This window comes from Flavobacterium sp. B167r, assembly GCF_056824315.1.
Map to the genome: position 1 here is coordinate 1,403,316 of NZ_CP124859.1, position 25,986 is coordinate 1,429,301.

A 25,986-nucleotide genomic window follows, 5' to 3' on the forward strand; every position below is an offset into this window, starting at 1 on the left:
AAGAATATGTTAAAATATTCTAAGTTTGTATAAATCAATAAATCAAAATTATGAAAAAGAACCTATTTTTATTAGGACTATTAGTTTGCTCTATGGCTACTATGGCGCAGACAGAACAAGCAGACAAACCAGAAAGCTGGTATTTTAAATTGGGTGGATCTTATTTCATTCAGACAGCAGCGACAGAATTTCCAATTGTAAATGGACAATTGCCAAATACGGATGTTTACGGACCTAATGGAACTACTTTAATTTCAAGAGAAACAAATCATGGTTCATTTGGAGAAGGTTTTCGTTCAGGATTAACGGCAGGTTACCGTTTTTCAACACGTTTAGGAGTTGAGATGGGGATTAACTATTATTCTAGTGCTGATAAATTGATGGTTCAAACAACAAATAGATTAGTTGCTACTGCGCCAACAAATATTTTTGTAACTGGTGATGCAGTAGGAAAAATCACAGCTTGGGATTTATCACCTTCATTAGTTTTATTTTTGGGAGAAACAAAAGGGTTTGAGCCTTATACAAAAGTAGGTGTTATTGTTCCTATTCATGGAGATTTAACTATTGAAACTAATAGAGAATATTCTACTGCAGCAGGTGTAATGGCAAAAACGTATTCTGAAGATGTAGTAAAACCTAACCCTACAATTGGTTTTAGTGCTGCAATAGGAAGTTCATATAAATTAGGTAAAAAAATAGCTTTATTTGCTGAAGTAGAGTATAGAAACTTTACTGTTCATGGAAAAACAAAAGAGACTACAGTGTTTACCGAAAACGGAGTTGATAAATTGCATACGCCATCGACTTTTAGAACGGATGCTTCATATTCTGCAATTCACACAAATTATGTAGATAAATTATCGACAGGTTCTAATAGTAAAGTAACTAACGCAGCTGGTTTTGATGATACTAAAGCTACTGATGATATTAGCTCGTTTGTTGGGATTTCAGGGGTTGGATTAACAATTGGTCTTAAGTACAGCCTATAATTCCACATTTTTTATATTTTACAAAAAGAGGATATTCGAAAGAATATCCTCTTTTTTTTAATAGTGAGATTACTTCGTTCCTCACAATGACTGTATTAAAGTATTTATTTTGAAGTCTCTCTAAATTCCTTCAAAACCTGATCAATAACCCAAGTTGTTCTTGCGCCTGATGTTCCTTTTGATGGAGAAGCACCTTCGTTTCCTAATAATTCAGCAATAACAGTTTCAATAAAAGGCTGTTGAATATGAAGTGGATTTTCTATTGTAATCGTTTCTTTTTCTCCATTTGCATATTGGATATGAATTGGATCATTTCCAAAAGTAGAGAATGATATTTTTCCTTTATCACCGACAATTTCTGTATTGTCATAACGTTCAAAACTCGCAAAATTCCAAATTCCTGATCCGTGAATTCCGTTTTCAAATAAGAACGACATTGAAACCGAGTCCTCTGCAGGATAAGCCATTAATTGAGAAGTCGCATGTCCGCGAACAGATTTTATCGGACCTAAAACAAAATCTAGGAAATCTAACGTATGACAAGCCAAATCAACAAAAATTCCACCTCCAGAAATATGTGGCAAAACAGTCCACGGCAGATTGATTTCGTCGTCATAACGTTCTTCAAAAGGATGGTATAAAACGCAGTTTACGTGTCTGATATTTCCTAATTTTCCTTGATCGATGATTTCTTTTATTTTTAGAAAACGAGGTAAAGCTCTTCTATAATAAGCGACAAACAAAGGAACATTGTGTTCTTTGCAAACGCTGATCATTTCGTTGCATTCTTCAAAAGTCAAAGCCATTGGTTTTTCAACGTAAACAGGTTTTCCTGCTTTAGCGCATAAAATGGTATATTCTTTATGAGAAGATGGAGGAGTAGCAATATAAACGGCATCAACTTCTGGATCATTTATTAAATCTTCAGCATTAGAATACCATTTCGGAACGTTGTGGCGTTTTGCATAATCTTCGGCAAGTGCCGCATCTCTTCGCATCACAGCCACTAAAGCAGAGTTTGGAGCCTTCTGAAAAGCAGGCCCACTTTTAACTTCGGTTACATTTCCGCAGCCGATAATTCCCCATTTTATAATTTCCATTGTTTCAGTTTTAAGTTTCTCAAATTTAGTATAAAAGCTTTGTATAAAAAAGTTAGCCACGAATTCACGAATTTATTTTAATCTATGTGGATAAAAAATGTTGTGTTTAATTGCACGAATTTATTTCACGCAGATTTAAAATGATTTGAGCAGATGCGCGCAGATTTTTTAAAATTAAATCAATTTAAATCTGCCTAAATCTGCAAAATCTGCGTGAAATAAAAAAAGATAATGCGTGCAATTATTGGCAAAAAAAATAGCCACGAAATTCAGAAAAATAATTCGTGGCTAAAAAATTTCAGTTTAAAGTTTTACTTTTTCGGTAAAGCTTTAAAACCCATATTATAAAGTGTGAAAGCCTGAATGTCTACATTCTCTTGAATTGTAGCCGCAACAGATTTTCCTGCTCCGTGTCCAGCCTTAACATCAATTCTAATTAAAACTGGATTATCTCCTGTTTGTTTTTCCTGCAATTCAGAAGCAAATTTGAAACTGTGTGCTGGAACTACACGATCATCGTGATCTCCCGTAGTCACCATAGTTGCAGGATAATGAGTTCCTTGTCTTACGTTGTGAACCGGAGAATATCCTTTTAAATATTCGAACATTTCTTTGCTATCTTGAGCAGTTCCGTAGTCAAAAGCCCATCCTGCGCCCGCTGTAAAAGCATTGTAACGAAGCATGTCCATAACACCAACAGCTGGTAAAGCTACTTTCATTAAATCAGGACGTTGTGTCATAGTTGCACCAACCAATAAACCTCCGTTAGATCCTCCGCGAATAGCCAAATAATCAGATGAAGTATATTTTTGAGCAATTAGATATTCTGCAGCTGCAATGAAATCGTCAAATACATTTTGCTTTTGAAGTTTCGTCCCAGCATCATGCCATTTTTTACCATATTCACCACCACCTCTTAAGTTAGCAACAGCATAAACACCTCCATTTTCCATCCAAACTGCATTGGCAATGCTGAAACTTGGAGTTAAAGAAATATTGAATCCGCCGTAACCATAAAGAATTGTCGGGTTTTTCCCGTCTAATTTTGTTCCTTTTTTATAAGTAATAATCATCGGAACTTTTGTACCGTCTTTTGAAGTATAGAAAACTTGTTTAGACTCGTAATCTTCACTTTTGAAATCTACTTTTGGTTTTTGATACACTTCAGATTTTCCAGATTTTGGTTCTAAAGAATAGATGCTTCCTGGAGTTGTGTAATTGGTAAAGCTGTAGTATAAAATTTTATCTTCTTTTTTACCGCTAAATCCGCCCGCAGTTCCAACAGCAGGAAGTTTGATTTCACGAACTAATTTTCCGCTGTAATCATATTGCTGTACAAAAGAAACCGCGTCTTTAGTATAATTAGCAAAGAAATAACCGCTACCAGTTGAAGGCGACAAAATATCTTTAGTTTCTTTAATAAAATCTTTCCAATTCTCAGGTTTCGGATTGGCTGCGTCAACAGTTACAACACGTTTATTAGGAGCTTTAAAATCGGTTTCGATAAACAGTTTATTTCCTTCATTTTCGATAACGCCATTGTCGCTGTCAAAGTTGTCTACAATTGTAACGATCGGACTATTTGGTTTGGTTAAGTCTTTAATGTATAATTCGTTACCGTAAGTCGAATTAGCAGCTGTAATTACTAAAAAGCGATTGTCTTCGGTAACATAACCGCCAACATATCTTCTTTTTTGGTCAGCTCCAAAAATTACTTTATCGTCTTTTTGAGAAGTTCCCAGTTTATGGAAATACAATTTGTGCTGATCCGTTTTAGCAGATAATTCACTTCCTTTCGGTTTGTCATAACTAGAGTAGTAGAATCCTTCATTTCCGTGCCAAGACACACCGCTGAATTTTACATCAACCAAAGTATCTTCTAAAACTTTCTTAGAAAGCGCATCAATAATAATAACTTTTCTCCAATCGCTTCCGCCTTCAGAAATTGAGTAAGCAGCTTTGTTTCCGTCTTTAGAAAAATTCAAACCGCCAAGCGAAGTGGTTCCGTCTTTAGAAAAAGTATTCGGATCTAAGAAAACTTCTTCTTTTCCTTTCTCATCCTTTCTGTAAACAACAGATTGATTTTGGAGTCCGTTATTTTTAGAATAATAAGTGAATTTTCCTTCTTTGAATGGAGCTCCAATTTTTTCATAGTTCCAAAGTGTTTCCATTCGTTTTTTAAGCTCTTCACGAAACGGAATTTTATCTAAATAGCCATAAGTAACCTCATTTTCAGCTTTTACCCAAGCGCCTGTTTCAGCAGATTTATCATCTTCTAGCCAACGGTAAGGATCGCTTATTTTATTGTCAAAATAAACATCAACAGTTGCTCCTTTTTTAGTTTGCGGATATTGTATTTTACTTTGCCCAAACGAAATTCCTGCGGTTGTAATTGCCATTAATAAAAATGTTTTTTTCATAGTTAGTTTTATCTGTTGTAACAAAAATAGTGCTTTTTGTTGTGAAAATTTAAGAAGAAAAAATAAACCATATAAGTCATATAAGTTCATTTAATTTAAAGCATCGCTTATTTTTACTTATATGACTTATATGGTTTAAAAATGTTACAGATTAAAATTAACTCCCATAACGATGTTTCTTCCAATATTCGGAATACCATCTGTTTTTAATCTTGAAAGGTGTGCAATATATTTTTTGTCAAATAAATTGTTTCCGTTTAAGTTAATATCAAAAGCAGTTTTTCCTAATTTAACTGTTCCTCCAAAACCTAAATTTACTAAAGTATAACCTTTAGAAGCTGTTTCAAAACCACTCACATTATCTTGATTGAAAGTCGAAGAAACATTTAAAGAAGCAAAACCTTCGCTTAACCAGTTTTTGATGTTAAATTCTGTTCTAAGCGTATTGTTCCAGTTGTTTGCAGGAATCAAAGGCAAATAATCTTTGTTTTCTTTTTTACCTGTAACGGTTTCAAAACTAGTTTCAAAATGAAGCCAATCTAAAGGATGCGGATGAAAATGCAGTCCTGCTTCTCCTCCGAATAATTGTGCATTATCTTGAATATAAGCAAAAACATTATTGTCATCACGAACTTCTCCAGTTGGCGAAGTGTAGATGTAATTGTTTATGTGATTGTAAAATCCGTTTACGAAAAACTCAAAATGAGAATTTTTATATTCTAAGTTCAAATCAGTCTGAACGTTTTGTTCTGTTTTCAAATTAGCATTTCCAATTTCGTATCGATTTGTTCCTTCGTGAACACCGTTTGAAGTTAATTCAGCTAAGTTTGGCGCTCTAAATCCTGTAGCAACATTTAAACGAAGCGTTAACGGTTCTGCCAATTTAGTTTTATAGCCTAAAGAAGCATTAAAACTGTCAAAAGATCTGTCAAGAGGTAAGAAATAACCTTCTTCACCTTCAGTTCCGTGTGCGATAGAAGTAATGTTTCTGTTGTCAAAACGCAATCCAGCTTGTAAAACGCTGTTGTCCCACTCGTAATTTGCAGTTCCAAAGACACCAAAATCATTAGTTGTTGCGTCTGGAATTAAATATTCTTCGCCAGAATTTTTGTTTGTCTGATGCATCCCTTGTACACCTAGAATAGTTTCAATTTTTCCGAATTTAGGAAAATGGTATTTCGCATTATAATTGAAAGTATTCAATTTCATGTGCAAAGACGCTTCGTTGCTGTCTTCAAACTCGCTTCTGTCATTAGAAATATATCCTAAATCAACATCCAATTTTGAGTTTTCAAAAAAGACAGTATTATTTAAACTCAATAAATGATTGAAAATTCCTTGTCTTGGAAATTGAGTGTCTTTGCTAGAAGATTGTTCTGCAATTCCGTCTTCCGGCATTCCGATATCCAATTTGTTGTAGTTATATCTTAAAACACTAGAAAAAGTGGAGTTGCTGTATCCAATTCCGGTTTTAAAATCAGTTTCGTTATAACGAGAGTTTGTTACGCGGTCGCCATCAGCAATTTTGTAATCAGAATGTGTATTGTAACTTCCGCGAGCTAAGAATTTCCAGTTTTCAGTAGACGTTTTTAATCCGATAGAAGAATTACTTCCTTGTGTGTTGGTAAAGTATTTTTGACTGAAATTTGCTTTAAAATCGCCAGCGTCAGCAAATTTTTCAGGATTAAAATATAAAACACCTCCCAAAGCATCAGAACCGTATAATAAAGATGCAGGTCCTTTAATAACTTCAACACTTTCAATTCCAGCATCATTCAAACCTAAACCATGCTCGTCTCCAAACTGCTGATTTTCGACACGAACACCTTGAGAATAGACCAAAACACGATTACCGCTAAGTCCGCGAATTACAGGTTTCCCGATAGAAGTTCCCGTAGAAATTTGAGAAACTCCAGGAATTGTAGCTAAACCTTCAATTAAAGTTGAGGTTCCTTTTTGCTGTAATGTTTTGATGCTTTCGTGCTCAATTTTCATTACATTTTGCGATTGCAATTTGTTGAAAGGAGTTGAAACTATGACTTCGTCCATTTCTAAAATAGATTCTTCAAGAGTAATGTCTAGTGTGTTGCTTTTTAGTAATTTGGAAATTGTCTTGTTTTGATTGGCATATCCAACATAAGTAAAAGAAATGCGCAGATTTCCGTTTGGAAGATTATTCAATTCATATTTTCCATTTGCGTCTGTCGTTGTTCCTTTATGTAATTCAGGAGCATAAACAGAAACTCCAGGCAATGGATTATTTTGATTGTCAATTACAGTTCCCGAAACCGAATTTTGAGCATTAAGCATGCCCGAAAACCCTAAAATAAGGGCAATTATAAATTTTTTCATTTGAAAATGATTGCTATAGTTAAATTGATTTTTTTTCTTTGAATGAAAACCAAAGCGAACAGCAAAGCATTCTGATCCCAACTTAACCAATTAGGATTAGGAAACTCAACAGTTTTTTGAATTTTAATTAAAGAAATGTGATGTTTTCGAATGATCGAAAATTAAGAAACTATAACAGAAGGCGGTCCCCGTAAAAAATACGAAGTGTTTGAAGTAGAAAAAATCTTCTCTGAAAATGGGAAGAAATAAGGCGTTTCTCTATTAAATGAATGAAACTCAAAAGAAAAATTTTGAGGAAGAATAAAAGATTCAAGAGCAAAATGACAAACAAAACAAAAGTCGTAATCATGATGCTGGTGTGTTATTTCACCACTCGGATCATTGTAATTATGATGGCACTGTTTTTCTGAAAGCTGTTTTGCAATGTGCTCATAACTGTGTATCGACTGAAACAATATCGAGAACAATATTGTGACAGCAAAAGATAAACTTAATATGAGCTGTTTTTTCTTCATGCCTTGCAAAGGTATAAAAGATAAAAGAAAAATAGATTAATTTTTTTGCTTCAACAAATTGATTTATTGAAAATAATGCAGCAATTAATTTTATTCGCAGTCAAAAAGAGAATATTTTTACTTTGTATCTTTACTAGAGAAAGCATTATATTATATTTGTATGTGAAATAAATAGGCGTAAAAAAGCGTTTATTTGTAATCATCTTTTTAAAACCCAAACCACGATATGCGAATTATTTTTAGCTGCTTATTTTTACTCACTTTTTTTAACTCTTTTGCACAAGAAGAAGTTAAACCTGAGATAAAACCAGTTATAAAAATAGATTCTTTGTATCGAGAAGATCAGTTCTATTTTTCGGTGACTTATAATATGTTTACCGATATTCCAATCAATTTCAAGCAAAATAAGTTTTCTCTTGGACTTTCAGGAGGTTTCTTGCGCGATATGCCAGTTAACGAATCGAGAACAGTTGCAATTGCTACAGGTTTAGGTTTGAGTTATCAAAATTACAATCAAAATTTGAACATTTCTCAGGATGGAGCAGGAACTATAATATATGCTGTCAATAATTCTAACGAATATGTTTCTAATCGTTACCGACAGTATTCTGTAGATCTTCCGATAGAATTTAGATGGAGAAATTCGACTTTTGAAAGCACGAAATTTTGGCGTATTTATGGAGGTGTAAAATTGAGTTATGTATTTTCAAGCGTGTCTATTCTTGATGATGGCGAAAAGACATATAAAATCAAAAATAACGACGCTATCAATAAATTTCAATACGGGCCATATCTTGCAGCTGGATACAATACATGGAATCTTTACATATATTATGGACTAAGTCCTTTGTTTAATTCTGCAACCACTTTAAATGGTGAAAAGATTAATATGAAAACCCTAAACGCAGGATTGATTTTTTATATTCTATAACCACAGATATAAAAATAAAAGCTGAGGCATTATTCCAACAAATAGTCCAATTAATATTTCTCTAGAAGTATGCGCATTCATTTCTAAACGTGATGAAGCCACAATTCCTGACAATAAAATAAGTAAAGCCGGCCAATACGGATTATGCAGCTGGAGATGAATATTTAATCCGATAACAAAAATCGTCAAACCCGAAATAGCAACCATATGCAGACTCGCTTTTGTCTTAAAAAGTACGCACACTAATGCCAAAATGGTACTGAATAATGCTGCAAGAAAAAAGAAATGCAACTCCGGATAACGCGTAATTACAATACTTCTTTTAACTAATAAAATATATAAAAAACATTGCAGAATAAGCGGAATGGTTCGTTCTGAAGTCTGGCTCAGCATTATTGATTTTACATGTCCAGTCGATTTTAGCAGCAAATAGAATAAGACAGGGACAATTATGTTTATTACCAAAATTTGGGTTAAAACAAAGTATTTCTCTTGAGTGCTAAAAATATCGTCTTTGTAAAATAAGTAAAATAGTGTAGCATACAGCGATACAAAAATCGGATGTAATATATAGGAGAAGATTGGAAGTAATTTTTTCAAAATGCCTGAGTTTGTGGTCTAAAAACAAATATAATGAAATATACATAAGTAAGTACGGAGGCTTCATTTTTTAAGAAAATCACAACTCTTTTCTATCTTTAATGTTTTAATTTTGAAAAAAAGAAATTACCAAATGAGCATAAATTTAAAAAGCCTGGTTTCAGTTCTTAATGCCAAATGGATTGGCTCAGACACTGATGTTTTAATCGATCATATCTCAATTGACAGCCGTTCTCTACAAAACGGATCACAGACTTTATTTTTTGCTCTGGCTGGCGTTAACAATGATGCTCATTTGTTTATTCCTGATTTAATAGATAATAATGTTCAGAATTTTGTAGTTCAATATATTCCAGAAGGTTATGCAGAAAAAGCTAATTTTTTGGTTGTTGAAAATACGCTTCAAGCGCTTCAAGAATTTGCGACATATTATAGAAATCTTTTTCATTTTCCAGTTATTGGCTTAACAGGAAGCAACGGTAAAACGATCGTAAAAGAATGGCTTAACTTCTTATTGAGCCCTGATTATAATATTATTAGAAGTCCTAAAAGTTACAATTCTCAGGTTGGAGTTCCGCTTTCGGTAATTGCCATTAATGAAAAACACAATTTAGGGATTTTCGAAGCCGGAATTTCAACGGTTAACGAAATGATTAAACTCGAAAAAATCATTAAACCGAACATTGGGGTTTTAACGAGCATTGGTTCTGCGCACGATGAAGGTTTTTTAAATTTAGTGCAGAAAATTGATGAAAAACTGCTTTTGTTTAAAGATTGCCCAATGATTATTTATCAAAAAAATGAAATGGTAGATTCTTGTTTGTCTCAATTCGCTGCAGAATATATGCTTCATCCGAGAAAACTGTTTTCTTGGAGTTTTACGGATCAAACCGCAGATGTTTTTATTCAAAAAAGAGAACAGAAAAATGATCATACTTTTATTCAATATCAATATAAAAAAGAGGTTTTCAGTTTAGAAATTCCGTTTAATGATTCTGCTTCTGTAGAAAATGCGATTTCTTGTTTGCTGGTTTTATTAAACTTTAATTACGATCAAGAAACAATTCAGAATCGAATCGAAATGCTTTATCCTGTTCGAATGCGTTTGGAAGTAAAAAACGGAATCAACAATTGCAGTATTATTGATGATAGTTACAGTTCCGATTTTCAATCGCTTAAAATTGCTTTGGATTTTTTAGAAAGCCAAAAGAAAAAAGGCGCTTCAAAAACGGTTATTTTATCGGATATTTTCCAAAGCGGATTTACGAATGAAGAATTGTATTCTAAAGTTGCACAATTAATTTCAGATAATAAAATCAACCGCGTAATTGGAATTGGGACAACAATTTCTTCTTTTCAAGATAAATTCCCGAACAGCGCAATGTTTGAAAACACAGCCGATTTCATTGTTGAAATTGACAATCTGAATTTCAATAACGAAACCATTCTAATAAAAGGAGCAAGAACTTTTCAGTTTGAAGAAATTGTTTCGCTTCTAGAAGAAAAAACGCATGAGACTATTTTAGAAATTAATCTCGATGCAATCAGCCATAACTTCAATTACTATAAGTCAAAATTGGCGACAAATGTCAAAATGATGGTGATGGTAAAAGCATTTGGCTATGGAAACGGCGGTTTGGAAATTGCTAAATTGCTAGAACATCATAAAGTTGATTATTTAGGAGTGGCTTTCGCCGATGAAGGAATCGCGTTGAAAAATGGCGGAATAAAACTTCCAATTATGGTTTTAAATCCAGAATCGACCAGTTTTCCATCGATCATTCAATATCAATTAGAGCCAGAAATTTATAGTTTGAAAGGATTAAATGCCTTTTTGAAAATCGCTCGTGAAAAGAACTTAAAAGATTATCCAATTCACATCAAAATAGATACAGGAATGCATCGCTTAGGTTTTGAAAATAATACCATCGATGAACTGATTGCAACTTTAAAAGGAAATTCAACCGTTGGTGTGCAGAGTGTTTTGTCGCATTTGGCAACAAGTGACGACCCAAAACATTTTGATTTTGTGAGACAGCAGATTGCTTTGTTTGAAAAATTGTCTTCAAAACTAATGTCAGAATTAAATATTAACCCAATCCGACATATTTTAAATACTTCTGGAATAAGCAATTTTCCAGATGCTCAATACAGTATGGTGCGTTTAGGAATTGGTTTATATGGAGTTTCAAATGATCCTGCAGAACAGAAATATTTAGAGAATGTTGGAACTTTAAAATCTATAATCTCTCAAATTCGAACTATTCCTGCGGGCGACAGCGTAGGTTACGGACGCCGTTTTATGGCTGATCTAGAAACAAAAATAGCAACCATCCCAATTGGTTATGCAGACGGAATTGCAAGATTATGGGGAAATGAAGTGGGTTACGTAACGATTAAAAACCAAAAAGCCAAAATTGTTGGAAGCGTCTGTATGGATATGCTAATGGTTAATGTGAGTCATATCGATTGCAAAGAAGGCGATTCGGTAATCATTTTCGGCGAAAGCCCGACTGTAATTGAAATGGCTGTAGCCTTAAAAACCATTCCTTATGAGATCATGACCAGTATTTCGCAACGGGTAAAACGCGTATTTTTCCGATAGCATTAAAAACTTTCAACAAAAATCCGTATTTTCGATATTCATTTAATGTAAAACTAAATAAATCAGGATATGGGATTTTTTTCAGAATTTAAGGCTTTTGCAATGAAAGGCAATGTAGTTGACCTTGCTGTTGCAGTAATTATTGGGGCTGCTTTTGGTAAAATTGTAAGTTCATTTATTGAAGACGTAATTACACCTTTAGTATTAAAACCGGCTCTAGATGCAGCTCATTTATCTAGAATTGAAGACTTAACTGCTTTTGGTGGAGTTAAATATGGGATGTTTCTTTCGGCAGTAATTAATTTTATTATTGTAGCTTTTGTTTTGTTCTTGGTGATTAAGGCATTAAACAGTCTTAAAAAGAAAGAAGAACCAGCACCAAATCAGCCTGCAGCGCCAACTCAAGAAGAGTTGCTTACAGAAATTAGAGATTTATTAAAAAATAAATAAAATATAATACCGCTACACTAAGTCTAACTTAACCGCCTTCTAAACAGGCGGTTTTTTTATAAAATGTTTAAATTATAACATTTTGTTATTTTTTGTGAATCAGCTTGTCAAGACTTTTATTATACTTATTTTTGCTGTACAGAATTAGATTAATTGATTATTTAAAAATATAAAAATGAGAATTGCAGTTGTAGGTGCTACCGGAATGGTTGGCGAAGTAATGCTTAAAGTTTTAGCGGAAAGAAATTTTCCTGTTACAGAATTAATTCCTGTTGCATCTGAAAGATCGGTAGGAAAAGAAATTGAGTATAAAGGAACTAAGTATAAAGTAGTAGGATTACAGACAGCTGTTGATATGAAAGCTGATATCGCTGTTTTCTCTGCTGGTGGAGATACGTCATTAGAATGGGCTCCAAAATTTGCTGCTGCCGGAACAACTGTAATCGACAATTCTTCTGCATGGAGAATGGATCCTACTAAAAAATTAGTAGTTCCAGAAATCAATGCTGATGTTTTAACTAAAGAAGATAAAATTATAGCAAATCCAAACTGTTCTACTATTCAGATGGTATTGGCTTTATCTCCTTTGCACAAAAAATACAACATTAAAAGAGTTATTGTTTCTACTTACCAATCTATCACAGGAACTGGCGTAAAAGCGGTTAAACAATTAGAAAATGAGTACGCAGGCATTCAAGGTGATATGGCTTATAAATATCCTATCCATAGAAATGCGATTCCTCATTGCGATAGTTTCGAAGAAAACGGATACACAAAGGAGGAAATGAAATTAGTTCGCGAAACTCAAAAAATCTTAGGTGATAATACTATCAGAGTTACCGCTACTGCAGTTCGTGTACCAGTTGTTGGAGGACACAGTGAGGCTGTAAACGTTGAGTTTACAAATGATTTTGAAGTAAATGAAGTTCGTGAAATCTTACACAACACTGATGGAGTAGTAGTGCAAGATAATTTAGACACTTTTACTTATCCAATGCCATTATATGCAGAAGGTAAAAATGATGTTTTTGTTGGAAGAATCCGTCGTGATGAAAGCCAGCCGAATACATTAAACATGTGGATTGTTGCTGATAACTTAAGAAAAGGAGCTGCAACAAACACAATCCAAATCGCCGAATACTTAATTAAAGCAGGTTTGGTATAATCTAGAGATTAAATAAAATTGTTATAAAGAGAAAAAGCCGTAATTGCGAAAGTGATTACGGCTTTTTTATGAAATTTTGACAAGGACAAAAGCTTCTAATTTTTTAGATTCATTATAAAATTTTTTCACTGCATTGAATTCTTCTTCCAAATAGGGAAGCTTTTCTGGAGTAATTAATTTGTAAACAGAATTTTTCATTTTTTCAAAATCATAATATTTTAAAAGATCATCAAATTCAATTGGTTCAAGCAGTTCTTGAATTTCTTTTGTTTTAAATTGGTCAATGTATTGAAATCTGCTCCATTGAGATTCATTTTCGATAGAGATTCCCGAATAAAACAGTTCTGATAAATCTGCTTTATTTTTCTTTTTTAAGTATTGGTTTAAAAGATAATTAAGCGTTTCGTAACCGCGTGTAAGGCTTGAAAAAACATAATTTGTAATGTTTTTTTCAGGGTAATAACTAATAACAGTATGAGAATCTGCTATAAGTTCTTTCAATATATGTTCATGCGTACCATCTGGATTGCTTTGAATCATTTTCAAATGCATTTCTAAAGTTTCTGGATATAATATTTTATCAAAATCCATGGCATAATGAATATTTGATATTGCTTTTTTAAGAACAAAATCTGCCTTGCCTGAAATTGAAAAAATATCTAGGTCTAGTCCCATAGTTTAATTGTTTGTACTAATTTATAACAAAATGGTAAGTAGAAGAAGGCTATTTTATTTTATTATTTTTTAAATAGCTAAATTAGCAGTTAAAACTTACGCTTTATGAATTTCGATAACTATAAAATAATTCCGAACTATAATACCAATAAAACAGACTTATTTACAGCCGATGAAGAAGATATTCTGGCTTGCGAAAAGACATTGAATGTAGTATTTGATGAAGATTATAGAGAGTACGTTCAAAAATACGGAAGCGGAATTCTAGGAGGCACTTATGTACGAGTTTATCTTCCGGAAACCATTATTTTAACTTTGGAAGAATGGAAAAACCGTATAACCGAATATTGGTTTTGGGATGAAGGAAAAGAAGTTTTAACGAAAGAGGAGGTTTTAAATTCTATCAGAATTGGAGATACTTTTGATGGTGACGAAATTATTCTTTTAAACAGTCAATATTACATTTTGCCACGCTACAGCGAAATGATTTATAAAGCAGGAGATTCACTGGAAGAAACTGTTACCTGGCTTTGTTCAGCGGGAATTTTGACAGAAGCATTTTCTGAAAGAGAATTTGAGCCTTTTAATCCAGAAGAATTAATAACGAAAGAATCAGAATGAAAGATTTGAATATACAATATATCGAAGATAATTATCTTGAATTTGAAGAAATAAAGAAGCTTACAAATCTGTCGTCAGAAGAATTAGAGTCTCTTGTGGAAAGAAAATTAATTCCGTCGCCTTCTTATGTTGTTAATTCAGCAATAACAATTAGTTCGCCTTTAAATGATCTTCATGAAATAAAGATTTCTAAGAGGTATTTTGCTAAAAATATCTTAGATCTAATTAAGAAAAACAGCAAAGAATCTTATGAAGAATTGAAAAAGGAATTTAAGCAAAATCTACTTTTTAATTTAAATAATCATCACAACAAAGCATTTGCTTATGGAAATGTTTTTGATGAAAACGGCAACATAGATTCTGAAAAAGCCGATAAAGTTCTAGAAGAAGAATGGGATTATTTCTGTAAGGGTGTTTACGGAATCTGTACTTTAAATAATAATGAAGAGGCTATTATCGAAAAAGAAATTGCTATTAAACGAATTCTGGATTTTATTGCTAATAAATCATCTTCAGAAACAATAGAAGAAGAAAATTATCTGAAAGAACTAAATGATGAACTTAATAAATCAACAAGTTTATTTGCTCCTTATCAGCGTGAATTAAGCAGTAGAGGGAAATATTTGGATAAATTGTTAAAGGAGTTTTCTTTGAATGAATTGATTAAAAAGTATTAAAAACAAAAAAGCGAGAACTTAAAAATTCTCGCTTTTGTATTTTTTAGTATTCTGGTGCCAATTCTAACTCCAATCCTTCTAAATCTTCAGTAATTGGTATCTGACAGCCTAGACGGCTATTAGATTTAACATAAAATGCTTCCGAAAGCATGGCTTCTTCATCGTCACCCATTTCTGGCAATGCAACATCATTTAGAACATAACACTGGCAAGAAGCGCACATGGCCATTCCTCCGCAGGTCCCTTCAACAGGAAGTTCGTATGCTTTGCATAACTCCATTATATTCATTGCCATATCAGTTGGAGCTTGTAATTCGTGTATAACTCCTTCTCGATCTTTAATTTTAATTAATACATCCATTTTAATTATTGGAATTTTTTGGCAGGATTTGATAACGTGAAAAAATCCTAATTTATATTAGCTAGTAGGTTTAGTACTAAATGCGTATTCTTTTCTATTGTTGTCCTTTAAGCGCATTTTTACACCGAGAACACTGTCGTTTTTTTCAAGAATTGTAATCACTGCAATTACAGAATAATAATCTCTGTCAGATTGGAAAACTAATGTTCCTTCGTAAGTTGTGTTTAAAACTCCTTGTTTATCAGTTGAAGCCGAAAGCTTTCTCGGATGAGAAAATTCAGCAGAACTGTAAGTTGTTTTTACTGTAAATTTTGCTTTTCCTTCTACAAAATCGTATAAGAAATCGTAGTTTCCAATTCTTAATGTTCCAGGTTCATCATTCGGATTCATTGAAAAAACGATTTTACCTGAATATTGAAAATCAGACCATTCTTCAGCTTCACTTACCCAAGCCTTGTCAACCACAACATTCTTACTTTGGGCATAATCTACAGAAACAAAAAACAATAATAAAAAAAGAGCGTAATAGTTTTTCATAGTTTAAGATTTTAAGGGTTTTGTGACAAATTTAAGTTAAAAATGTAACAATTCCTTAACGGAAACTCTTAAATCTTTGCGTTGTTTTTTATGAATATGACAAAAAACAGCTTTTTTCAGGGGTTATTTTATCATTTTATTAATCAAAAGATAAATCACCTATTATTCTTGTTAAACTTAAAGGGACTAATTTTGAAAAAAAGCACTGTTTTTGTTACATCACGTTTACCACAGTTTCAATTTGTGGCGCATATTTTTTTATGGTTGTTTCTACACCCGCTTTTAGCGTCATTTGATTAACGCTACAGCTAATGCAGGCTCCTTCCAAACGAACTTTTACATGTTTGTCATCTTCGATAGAAATCAATGAAATATCTCCACCGTCAGATTTTAAGAATGGTCTTATCTCATCTAAGGCCAGTAAAACATTACTTGTTAATTCTTCTGTTGTCATAATATTTGAATGTGTCAATTATGAAAATGTGCCAATTAGAAAATTTGGTAATTGGATAAATTATTCGCATTATCCAATTGGCACATTATCTAATTATCTAAATTAGTTTTTCTTAACTGCAGAGCAGCCTGCCATTGTTGTAATTTTGATTGCTTCAGTTGCAGGTAAGCTTTCGTTTCTGCTTACTGTTTCTTGCACTACATTTCTAGTAATTTCTTCAAAAACCTTCTCTATTGGAGAAGCCGTCTGCAATGCAGCTGGGCGACCGTAATCTCCTGCTTCACGAATAGATTGTACAATAGGAACTTCTCCTAAAAATGGTACGTCTAAATCTTGAGCAAGGTTTTTAGCACCTTCTTGTCCAAAAATATAGTATTTGTTTTCTGGCAATTCTTCTGGTGTAAAGTAAGCCATGTTTTCAATAATTCCTAAAACAGGAACATTGATGTTGTCTTGCATGAACATTGCGACTCCTTTTTTAGCATCTGCTAGTGCTACTGCTTGCGGAGTACTTACTACCACAGCTCCAGTAATAGGAAGCGACTGCATGATAGAAAGGTGAATATCTCCAGTTCCAGGAGGCAAGTCAAGAAGCATGAAATCTAATTCTCCCCAATCTGCATCAAAGATCATTTGGTTTAATGCTTTTGCAGCCATTGGCCCTCTCCAGATTACAGCTTGGCTTGGCGCCGTAAAAAATCCGATTGAAAGCATTTTAATTTCGTAGCTTTCAATAGGTTTCATTTTTGATTTTCCGTCAACGGTTACAGAAATTGGTTTTTCGTTTTCAACGTCAAACATAATTGGCATAGATGGTCCGTAGATATCAGCATCTAAAACTCCAACTTTAAAACCCATTTTTGCAAGCGTAACAGCCAAGTTTGCAGTTACAGTAGATTTCCCTACTCCTCCTTTTCCAGAAGCAACTGCAATAATATTTTTGATTCCAGGAATAGAACGGCCTTTAATTTCCGGTTTCTCTGGAGCTTCTACTTTAATATTTACTTTTACTTTCGCGTCTGGCGATATTAAATCATGAATTGTCTTTTTAATATCGTCTTCAGCTCTTTTTTTAATGTGCATAGCAGGTGTATGCAATACAAGATCTACAACAGCTTCATCTCCAAATGTAATAACATTGGTTACTGCGCCGCTTTCAACCATATTTTTTCCTTCTCCAGCAATAGTGATTGTCTCTAAGGCTTTTAGAATTTCTTTTCTATCTAGTTTCATTGTAATGGGCTATTTTTTATTCTGAGAAATCAGTCTTATAAGATTATATTTATTTAAACTGATTTCAGGGTGCAAAGATAACGGATTAAGTTCGGAAATTAAGCGTTTTTGGATTGTAATTATTGATATTGAGATTATTCAAAATTATTCAACATAACTTTTCATTAAAAATAGTAATTAAGATTTTAATCCCTTTGTTGAAGTTTTTTTTGAATTAAAGAAATGATTTTTATATAAGTTTTCTTTTAATTAAATAAAATTCTCACAAAACTTCGTTATATTTGATAGCCCAAATCGATGATTGCCAGATATAAAAAAAATAGTTGAAAACTAAAGTTTTTTGAAGTAGTTATTGGGTTTTCTGTGTTTTTTTTAAAGTTATTTCTACAATTTTAAACTTTAAAAATATGCGAAATTTTACTTTTTTATCAATTCTTATTGCGACCAGTTTTTTTGCATTTTCATTTAAGTCTCTTCCAGACAAAATCAGAAGTATAGACAATGTCGTTGTTTCTTACGAAGAAGTAACGGTTAATACTACTGCTATAAATGCATTTTTTAAAAAATATCCTAAGCTTAAAAAATATCAGAAAGATGTGGAAGATATTTATAAAGCAAAGCAATACAAATCTATTTGGTATGATGATAAAAACATAACAGAATTGGGCGCATTATTGTACCAAAAAGTCAATGTTCTTAAAGATCAAGGAATAGAGGATAAAATGCCTTACAAAGATGTTATTGATGAAGCATTTAATGAAAGTGATAACATTGATCCGCCTCATATAGATACAGAATTACTTCTTACAAGCATGTATGTTTTTTATGCCAGCAATGTGTATTCTGGAGTAGATCCTGCAACGCTGAAAAAAATAGGCTGGTTTCTTCCTGCAAAAACCATTTCGTATGCTCGAATTTTAGATTCGCTTATTGTTGATTCTGATCGATTGAATGAGGATGATTATCTGCTATTCAAACAATATTACAAACTTCAGGATGCTTTAAAAAAATACAGAAAAATAGAAAAAGATGGTCTTTGGCAGAAAATCACAATAGATAGCGCGACTTATAAAGATATGAGGCCAGATGACACTGCAGTTGCGATAAAACAAATTAGAAATCGTTTGTTTGTGGTAGGAGATTTAAACAGAGATACTGGAAGCGATATTTATGACGAAGAATTAATGCTTGGGATTATGAAGTATAAAAAAAGGTATAATCTTAAATTGAATTATGTCATAACGCGAGATCATATCAACCAGATGAATGAGCCCGTAAGTAAAAGAATTAGAACAATTGTGATAAATATGGAACGCTGCCGATGGATTCCGACTAAATTGGCACGCGCGCAGGAATTTGTAATGGTTAATATTCCGTCGTTTAGGATGTTTTATGTCAAAAATGATAAAATAGATTTGATGTCGGATATATTTGTTGGAAACAGAATGAATGAAACTGTAATTTTTAGCGGAAATATGGATCGAATCGTTTTTAGTCCGTATTGGAATGTTCCAAATAGTATTGTCCAGAATGAATTGAAATCGCAGATTGCAAGCAATAAAAATTATCTCGCAGAACATAATATGGAGTGGAATGGAGGCAAAGTAAGGCAAAAGCCAGGCCCAAAGAACTCACTGGGATTAGTCAAATTTATGTTCCCAAATCCGAATGATATTTACATGCATGACACACCGGCAAAAACGTTGTTTGATTTTGAGAACCGTACTTTCAGTCACGGCTGTATTAATGTAAAAGAAGCAAGACAATTGGCATTGCATATTTTAAAAGATGATCCAGACTGGCCTGTAGAAAAAATTGATAAAGCGATGAGTGGAGAAAAAGAAACGACTTGCATGCTTAAAAATAAAATCCCAGTTTATATAGGTTATTTTACCTGCTGGGTTCAGGAAGACGGAGAAATTCATTTTTATCCAGATGTTTACGGTCGCGATGAAAGTTTAGACAAGCTTCTTTATTCTTCTGAAGCAGTAACGATGAAAGACTAAAATAAAAGCCCAACGGATTTTACTGAAATCTGTCGGGCTTCTTAAAAAAAATGGTCTACAAGCTTATTCGTATTTTAGATATTTTAATACATCTATTTTAGTTACCTGAAACGCCTTTGTTAAAACAATTAATAATGTTAAAAGCAAAAGAGAAATCAGGGCAATTACAAAAGGAACGGATGATATTCCAATTCTAAAAGCGAAATCTTCAAGCCATTTTTGTAACAATATATAAGCAGGAATAATTCCGATTCCAAATCCTATAAAACAGTAAATAATATATTGTTTCGACAATTCTTTTAAGAGTATATCTGTTTCAGCTCCTAAAGTTTTTCGAATGGCGATTTCTTTCAATCTTCTCTCCATCGAAAATGATGCCAAAGCAAACAATCCGAAGATTGCAATTATAATTACAACCAGATTTAGGATGAAAAACAGGTTTTTTTGCTTAATTTGTTCGTCGTAAGTCTTTGCAAATCCTTTGTTAACAAATTCGTATTCAAAAGGATAGTCTGGATTTACGTTTTTGCCCCAAAATAATTTCAAATTTTCCAACGTTTCTGTTAAATTATTTGGAGACACCTTTACAAGCACATGATTAAAGTTATTCCATCTTAAAGTTTTCAGATTTATAAAAACCATTGGCGGAATTTTATTTTGTAATCCAGTCAAATTGAAATCTTTTACAACTCCAACAATTTTAAATTTTAAATTATCGCCACCATTTATACTCCATCCAGAAGTAATGACTGTATTAATTGGATCTTTTAAATTTAGCATTTTGACCAATGTTTCGTTTAAAAGCATGCTGTTTATAGTGTCTGAAGCATATTGAGGAGATAAATCGCGGCCTTTCGCTATTTTTATTTTCATCATATCTAAGAAACCAAAATCCATTTCGATGTTTTTTGGCTGTACAAAAATGCCATTATGTTTAAATCCTGAACTTGAACCGCTTGTTGTTCCAAAAGCTCCTGCAAACGTAGAAACATCTACAACGCCAGGAATCTTTTTTATTTCTTGCTTTGCAGCTGTATATTGTTCAGTTCTTCTAAGTCTGTCTGAAGTATTATAAGGAATTGAAATCACTTGATCGCCGCTAAAGCCCAAATCTTTCTCCATCATATAATTAACCTGAGAATTAACAATTAAAGCTCCTATGATAAAGAATGCCGCAATTCCGAATTGAAAAATAAGCATCGAATTCCGAATCCAGATTCCGCTTTTGCTTCTTGAAAAATTTCCTTTTAAAACTTTTAAAGTTTCGAAGTTTGAGATATAAATGGCAGGGAAAATACCCGCAAAAATGATTACTAATCCAAATATTAAAAAGAGTTGCAGGTAAAATTCACTGCCATTCATACTCAAGGTTTTGTTCAAGAAATTATTGTAATATGGCAATGAAAGTTCTACAATCGCCAAAGCGAATAAAATGGAAAGTGTCACAATTATAGCAGTTTCAAAAATAAACTGAGCCACAATCTGGTTTTTTGATGCGCCTACAATCTTGCGGACTCCAACTTCTTTTGCACGTTTTATCGCCGATGCAGTTGCTAAATTGATATAGTTTACCAATGATAAAACTAAAATCAAAATAGATAAACCTCCCATAATGTAAAGAAGTTTTAAATTCCCAACACCTTCAGGATAATTTTGCCCAGCAGAACTTTTAGTTCCGTACAGACGAGATGTTTTCAATTGATCTAAAATGACTTCTGTTTCGCCATTTTCTTTTACATAAGCAGCTACAGTCATGCCGCTTTCTTTAGCATCTTTTATCGTTCTGTTTACATAATAAACATTCTGCATTTTCTTTAAAACAGTGGCTACAGGTGCATCTTTTTTGGTTTTAATTAATAAACCATAATTAAAATTTCCCCATTGAGTTAAGTCGTTTTCTCTTTTTACACCGCTAAAAACATAAGTTGGTTCTATAGAAGAAGGTCTAATAATGTGGTATACAGATTTAACAGTATAATTTTTATTATAGTAAGTGATAGATTTACCAATAGGATCTTCGTCTTTAAAGAGCAGTTTAGCTTGTTCATCAGAAATAGCGACACTGTTTTTTTCTTTTAAAATATTAGTTTTTGCCCCTTTTACAATCTCAAAAGGAAAAAAATCGAAGAAATTTTCATCACTCATAGTGATGTCTTTAGTCATCAGTTTTTGATCTTTATATTTGATGATATCTTGATCATACCAAGTGGTGAAAAAGCAAATCTGTTCAATTTCTGGAATCGTAGCTTTACAAGTTTCTCCAAACGGAATCGAGTTAGAACCCCAAGTATCTCCAGAGCTTATTCTGTTGAGAACCATATACGTATTCTCTTTTCCTGGATTCCATTGATCGTACGAGTGTTCGTTATTCCAGTAAAGAATCGCAAAAATAATTGCCGCAATTCCAATACTTAATCCTAAAACATTTAAAAACGAAAACAATTTGCTTTGCTTTAAATGATATATAAATATTTTAAACCAGTTAAAAATCATTTTGATGTATATTTTTTATAGTTGATATGGCTGTTTTTGTAATGCTTTTGGTTTTAAAGCATAGTAAATATTCTGCAGACAAATTCTACCAGAACTACGAGTGCAGTAACAATAATTTTAATCATCATTTTATTATTTAGCGTCCATAAAAACATCAACATTGCGTTGATTTAATTTCTCAGAAAATATAACTCCGTCTTTCATATGAATGGTTCTTTGCGAAAAAGAAGCATCATAATCAGAGTGGGTAACCATCAAAATAGTAGCACCTTTGGCGTGTAAATCGGTTAAAAGTTCCATTACTTCATTACCGTTTTTACTGTCTAAGTTTCCTGTTGGCTCATCGGCCAAAATAATTTTTGGGTCATTTACCAAAGCTCTTGCAACGGCAACTCTTTGCTGTTGTCCTCCAGAAAGCTGCTGCGGAAAATGTTTCAAACGATGAGAGATGTTCAGTTTCTCAGCAATCGCTTCGATTTTTTGTTTTCTTTCAGAAGCCTTTACGTTGTTGTAAAGCAAAGGCAATTCGATATTATCGTAAACAGAAAGTTCATCGATTAAATTGAAGTTTTGGAAAATGAAACCGATATTTTCTTTTCTCACTTTTGCTCTTCCTTTTTCTTTCAGGCCAATCATTTCTTGGTCTAATAATTTGTAGCTTCCGTCGGTTGCGCTATCCAAAAGACCAATAATGTTCAATAAAGTCGATTTCCCACATCCTGAAGGCCCCATGATCGTTAGAAAATCTCCTTTTTTTATTTCTAAATTGATACCGCTCAAAGCAGCAGTTTCTATTTCTTCTGTTCTAAAAACTTTGGTTAAATTCTGAATTGTGATCATAATTTTTAAGGTTTTGAAATGTTATTAAATTCGTTTTTTGATTGATGATTGAAACGATGACTTTTATAATTGTGAGTTGTAAATTGTAAATTGCAAACTGTGACTGTGACTGCGACTCAAAACTATTCTTTCTCAAGCGCTAGCTCTTCAATATCTTTATAATCGGTATAAGAAGAAGTTACTACAGATTCGCCTTCTTTTAGACCTTCTAAAACTTCATAATAAGAAGGATTTTCGCGTCCTAATTTGATATTTCTTCTTACAGCTTTGTTTCCATTGACAACGAAAATCCATTTTCCAGCCGCTTCCTGATTAAAAGCGCCTCTCGGAATTACTAGCGTTTTGTTCTTTTCAGATAAAATCAATTTCACGCCAAAGCTAAGTCCGTCTTGAAGAACCATATTTTCTTTAGAGGCAAAAGCTAATTCTACAGTAAAACGTCCGCCTTTAACCTCCGGAATTACTTTGGTGACAATGACTTCAAGATTTTTTCCTTTAAATTCTACTTGACCTTTTAAACCTTCTCTAACTTTTTCTAAGTAAAATTCATCAACATCCGCAGTCAGTTTGTAGCCTTTATTAGCGTCAATTTTTCCGATGCTTGCTCCAGCCTGAAAAGTTTTTCCTAAAACAGGTTCAAAAGAAGTCAATCGTCCTGTTTCTGGCGCTGTGATTAAAAAGTTTTTTTTGTTATTTCTAAGAATATCCAAACTCTTTTCCATCGTCTGGATCGAACGATTTATTTGCAAAATCTGAACTTGATTCGATTGTTTTTCTTTTTGAATGCTCTGCTGAATCGTTTTTTTGCGTTCATCTTGAAAACGTAGGCTTTCTTTGAAAGTATTCCAATCGTTTTTAGAGATTACATCTTTTTCATAAAGCTTCGCATTCATGTCGTACAATCTTTTAGCATCGTTATAATCGTGTTCAATCAGAACCAAATCTTTGTTGAGGTTTAATTCTTGATTTCGGATATTTAATTTTCCCGTATTTAAGTTGTTGATTTGCTCGATAATAGCGGTTTCCTGAGTCAGGTAATTCAATTCTGTATTAGGATTGTACAAACGAGCTAGCGATTGACCTTTGGTAACCATTGCTCCGTTTTCTACAAAAATCTCTTTTACAGAACCACCTTCGGTAACATTTACAAGCATCATATTCAAAGGTTCTACTTTTGCCTGAAAAACCACGAAATCTTCAAAAAAAGCTTTTTCCGCTTTCTGGATTGTCAATTCATCTGCTTTAACGTTTAAAGTTCTTTTGGTATTGAAAGCAAAAACCGAGATGGTAACCAAAACTAAAAAAACAGCAATTGCTATTGCGAGATATCTAATTTTTTTATTTTTACGAGGAATTACCGTGTCCATTTTTTTAATATTTTACTGACAATCAATAGGTAAATATTGTGCCATAAAATTTATTATCTGTAAAGTATTGATTTTAAAGAGGTTTTAACAAACGCCTCAAAAAACTAGTGTTCGATAATGAACAGTTGACCGTTCGAAAGCGGACAGAAAAAAGACCACATGAGAAAAAAGCTAGCCCAAATATTAGTTGTTGACGATCAGGAAGAAATTCTTTTTTCTGCAAAAATGATTCTCAAAAAACATTTCGAAACGATTTTTACAGCTAATAGTCCAAAAAAAATCATTTCAATTTTAAGCGAAAATGGCATAAATGTGGTTTTGCTGGATATGAATTATCGAATTGGTTTTGAAGATGGGCGAGAAGGAATTCATTGGCTGAAAGAAATTAAAACACTTTCTCCGAACACTATTGTGATTTTAATGACGGCTTTTGGCAAAATTGAAACTGCTGTAGAAGGCATTAAAATCGGTGCTTTTGATTATGTTTTAAAACCATGGAATAATGAAAAACTGCTAGATACTATTGATAAAGCGGTTACAGAAAGTAGAAAAAACACTAAAAAAGCAACTGAAAAAGTTGAGAAAACCGAAAAAAAATACTTTGTCGGAACTTCAGCCAAAATAAAACAAGCTTATTCTATTGCCGAAAAAGTCGCCAGAACAGATGTCAATGTTTTAATTTTAGGCGAAAATGGTACAGGAAAATATGTTTTTGCGGAACTTATTCATCAGCATTCCGAAAGAAAAAATCAGCCTTTTGTGCATGTAGATTTAGGTTCTCTGAGCGATAATCTGTTTGAAAGCGAACTTTTTGGTTATGCCAAAGGCGCTTTTACAGATGCTAAAATTGATACTCCTGGGCGTTTTGAAACTGCTTCAAACGGGACTATTTTCTTAGACGAAATCGGGAATATTCCGCTTCATCTTCAAGCGAAACTGCTTCATGTTTTACAGACCAAAACCGTAACACGTTTAGGAGAAAGCAAACCAAGACCGCTCAATGTACGTGTTATTGCGGCGACAAACAGCGATATTAAAACAGAAGTAAAAAACAAAACTTTCAGAGAAGATTTGCTTTACCGAATCAATACGATGGAAATAAATCTTCCGTCTTTACGAGAAAGAAAAGATGATATTGTACCGATGGCAAATTTTATTTTAGAACAAATTGCCGAAAAATACAATCATAGTCTAGAAGCTTCGGGATGGCATTTTGAAGAAAATGCAGCGACTTATTTAGAAAGATATCCATGGAAAGGAAATGTTCGTGAAATGGAAAACAAGATCGAACGTGCTTTAATTTTAGCAGAAAACAACACAATTTCTGTAATGGATCTGGATATTTTGGATTTTGAAGAAATTCAGGAAAACGATGAAAATCCGTTATCTGAAATGGAAAAAGGGGCGATTGAAAAAGCACTTTTTAAACATAACGGAAATATCAGTAAAACCGCTGAAGAATTGGGTTTGTCTCGCGCTGCTTTATACAGAAGAATTGAAAAATACGATTTGAAGAATTAAAAAAATGAGTTGCGTCCAGCTTTAGCTGGATGTAAAGAATAAAGAAAGATTAGAGGCTTTAGCCAAACATA

The 25,986-nt window shown here is 33.0% G+C and carries 21 protein-coding genes; 9 read left to right on the forward strand and 12 right to left on the reverse strand.

Going from position 1 to position 25,986, the window contains the following annotated elements; translation table 11 throughout:
* The first annotated feature begins 50 nt into the window (after window positions 1–50).
* Window positions 51–992, forward strand: a complete 942-nt coding sequence (locus tag QLQ96_RS06405) for an outer membrane beta-barrel protein (RefSeq protein WP_482495630.1) — start codon at window positions 51–53, stop codon at window positions 990–992.
* Between the two features lie 104 nt (window positions 993–1,096).
* On the opposite strand, the gene QLQ96_RS06410 is transcribed toward QLQ96_RS06405, so the two are convergent.
* The 3 genes from QLQ96_RS06410 to QLQ96_RS06420 form a co-directional block, all read right to left on the reverse strand.
* A complete protein-coding gene (locus tag QLQ96_RS06410; RefSeq protein WP_482495632.1) occupies window positions 1,097–2,092 on the reverse strand; it encodes a Gfo/Idh/MocA family protein in 996 nt (331 codons plus the stop codon).
* 311 nt (window positions 2,093–2,403) lie between these two features.
* On the reverse strand, window positions 2,404–4,512 hold the full coding sequence (locus QLQ96_RS06415; protein ID WP_482495634.1) for a prolyl oligopeptidase family serine peptidase: 2,109 nt from the start codon (window positions 4,510–4,512) through the stop codon (window positions 2,404–2,406).
* Window positions 4,513–4,656: 144 nt separating this feature from the next.
* Window positions 4,657–6,864: a TonB-dependent receptor gene (locus QLQ96_RS06420; protein WP_482495636.1), complete on the reverse strand. Its 2,208-nt coding sequence runs from the start codon at window positions 6,862–6,864 to the stop codon at window positions 4,657–4,659.
* A 741-nt stretch (window positions 6,865–7,605) separates the two neighbouring features.
* Between QLQ96_RS06420 and QLQ96_RS06425 the strand changes: the two genes are divergently transcribed.
* Entirely contained in the window at window positions 7,606–8,310 is a 705-nt protein-coding gene (locus QLQ96_RS06425; RefSeq protein WP_482495638.1) for a porin family protein, read from the forward strand.
* On the opposite strand, the gene QLQ96_RS06430 is transcribed toward QLQ96_RS06425, so the two are convergent.
* Window positions 8,305–8,910, reverse strand: coding sequence for a hypothetical protein (locus tag QLQ96_RS06430; RefSeq protein WP_482495640.1), 606 nt, complete (start codon window positions 8,908–8,910; stop codon window positions 8,305–8,307). The genes QLQ96_RS06425 and QLQ96_RS06430 overlap by 6 nt on opposite strands.
* A 133-nt stretch (window positions 8,911–9,043) precedes the next feature.
* Here QLQ96_RS06430 and QLQ96_RS06435 point away from each other — a divergent pair, with 133 nt between their 5' ends.
* The 3 genes from QLQ96_RS06435 (at window position 9,044) to QLQ96_RS06445 (ending at window position 13,130) form a co-directional block, all read left to right on the forward strand.
* On the forward strand, window positions 9,044–11,515 hold the full coding sequence (locus QLQ96_RS06435; protein WP_482495642.1) for a bifunctional UDP-N-acetylmuramoyl-tripeptide:D-alanyl-D-alanine ligase/alanine racemase: 2,472 nt from the start codon (window positions 9,044–9,046) through the stop codon (window positions 11,513–11,515).
* Between the two features lie 69 nt (window positions 11,516–11,584).
* Entirely contained in the window at window positions 11,585–11,965 is a 381-nt protein-coding gene (gene mscL / locus QLQ96_RS06440) for a large conductance mechanosensitive channel protein MscL (protein WP_482495644.1), read from the forward strand.
* A 175-nt stretch (window positions 11,966–12,140) separates the two neighbouring features.
* Complete coding sequence (locus QLQ96_RS06445; protein ID WP_482495646.1) at window positions 12,141–13,130, forward strand: aspartate-semialdehyde dehydrogenase; 990 nt, start codon at window positions 12,141–12,143, stop codon at window positions 13,128–13,130.
* A gap of 66 nt (window positions 13,131–13,196) precedes the next feature.
* On the opposite strand, the gene QLQ96_RS06450 is transcribed toward QLQ96_RS06445, so the two are convergent.
* Entirely contained in the window at window positions 13,197–13,805 is a 609-nt protein-coding gene (locus QLQ96_RS06450) for a DUF1877 family protein (RefSeq protein WP_482495648.1), read from the reverse strand.
* Window positions 13,806–13,910: 105 nt separating this feature from the next.
* Here QLQ96_RS06450 and QLQ96_RS06455 point away from each other — a divergent pair, with 105 nt between their 5' ends.
* Both QLQ96_RS06455 and QLQ96_RS06460 read left to right on the forward strand, forming a co-directional pair.
* Window positions 13,911–14,426: an SMI1/KNR4 family protein gene (locus QLQ96_RS06455; RefSeq protein WP_482495649.1), complete on the forward strand. Its 516-nt coding sequence runs from the start codon at window positions 13,911–13,913 to the stop codon at window positions 14,424–14,426.
* A complete protein-coding gene (locus tag QLQ96_RS06460; protein WP_482495651.1) occupies window positions 14,423–15,103 on the forward strand; it encodes a DUF6058 family natural product biosynthesis protein in 681 nt (226 codons plus the stop codon). Before QLQ96_RS06455 ends, QLQ96_RS06460 begins: the two co-directional genes overlap by 4 nt.
* A gap of 43 nt (window positions 15,104–15,146) precedes the next feature.
* Here QLQ96_RS06460 and QLQ96_RS06465 read toward each other — a convergent pair whose 3' ends face one another.
* The 4 genes from QLQ96_RS06465 to QLQ96_RS06480 all read right to left on the reverse strand — a co-directional run bounded on the left by QLQ96_RS06465 (window position 15,147) and on the right by QLQ96_RS06480 (window position 17,688).
* Entirely contained in the window at window positions 15,147–15,464 is a 318-nt protein-coding gene (locus tag QLQ96_RS06465) for a 2Fe-2S iron-sulfur cluster-binding family protein (RefSeq protein WP_091490641.1), read from the reverse strand.
* Window positions 15,465–15,521: 57 nt separating this feature from the next.
* The gene (locus QLQ96_RS06470; protein ID WP_482495653.1) at window positions 15,522–16,001 is read right to left on the reverse strand and encodes a hypothetical protein; all 480 of its coding nucleotides are present in this window, start codon (window positions 15,999–16,001) and stop codon (window positions 15,522–15,524) included.
* 214 nt (window positions 16,002–16,215) lie between these two features.
* Window positions 16,216–16,455: a NifU family protein gene (locus tag QLQ96_RS06475; protein WP_095929732.1), complete on the reverse strand. Its 240-nt coding sequence runs from the start codon at window positions 16,453–16,455 to the stop codon at window positions 16,216–16,218.
* A gap of 102 nt (window positions 16,456–16,557) precedes the next feature.
* Window positions 16,558–17,688, reverse strand: a complete 1,131-nt coding sequence (locus QLQ96_RS06480) for an Mrp/NBP35 family ATP-binding protein (protein WP_482495655.1) — start codon at window positions 17,686–17,688, stop codon at window positions 16,558–16,560.
* A gap of 407 nt (window positions 17,689–18,095) precedes the next feature.
* On the opposite strand from QLQ96_RS06480, the gene QLQ96_RS06485 reads away from it, so the two are divergent.
* A complete protein-coding gene (locus QLQ96_RS06485; RefSeq protein WP_482495656.1) occupies window positions 18,096–19,694 on the forward strand; it encodes a L,D-transpeptidase family protein in 1,599 nt (532 codons plus the stop codon).
* A gap of 63 nt (window positions 19,695–19,757) precedes the next feature.
* Here QLQ96_RS06485 and QLQ96_RS06490 read toward each other — a convergent pair whose 3' ends face one another.
* The 3 genes from QLQ96_RS06490 to QLQ96_RS06500 form a co-directional block, all read right to left on the reverse strand.
* A complete protein-coding gene (locus QLQ96_RS06490) occupies window positions 19,758–22,187 on the reverse strand; it encodes an ABC transporter permease (RefSeq protein ID WP_482495658.1) in 2,430 nt (809 codons plus the stop codon).
* A 132-nt stretch (window positions 22,188–22,319) separates the two neighbouring features.
* Window positions 22,320–23,027 (reverse strand): ABC transporter ATP-binding protein, encoded by a 708-nt coding sequence (locus QLQ96_RS06495; RefSeq protein ID WP_482495660.1) that lies wholly within the window; start codon window positions 23,025–23,027, stop codon window positions 22,320–22,322.
* Window positions 23,028–23,149: 122 nt separating this feature from the next.
* Window positions 23,150–24,394: an efflux RND transporter periplasmic adaptor subunit gene (locus tag QLQ96_RS06500; RefSeq protein ID WP_482495662.1), complete on the reverse strand. Its 1,245-nt coding sequence runs from the start codon at window positions 24,392–24,394 to the stop codon at window positions 23,150–23,152.
* 159 nt (window positions 24,395–24,553) lie between these two features.
* Here QLQ96_RS06500 and QLQ96_RS06505 point away from each other — a divergent pair, with 159 nt between their 5' ends.
* The gene (locus QLQ96_RS06505; protein ID WP_482495664.1) at window positions 24,554–25,915 is read left to right on the forward strand and encodes a sigma-54-dependent transcriptional regulator; all 1,362 of its coding nucleotides are present in this window, start codon (window positions 24,554–24,556) and stop codon (window positions 25,913–25,915) included.
* The last annotated feature ends 71 nt before the right edge of the window (window positions 25,916–25,986 follow it).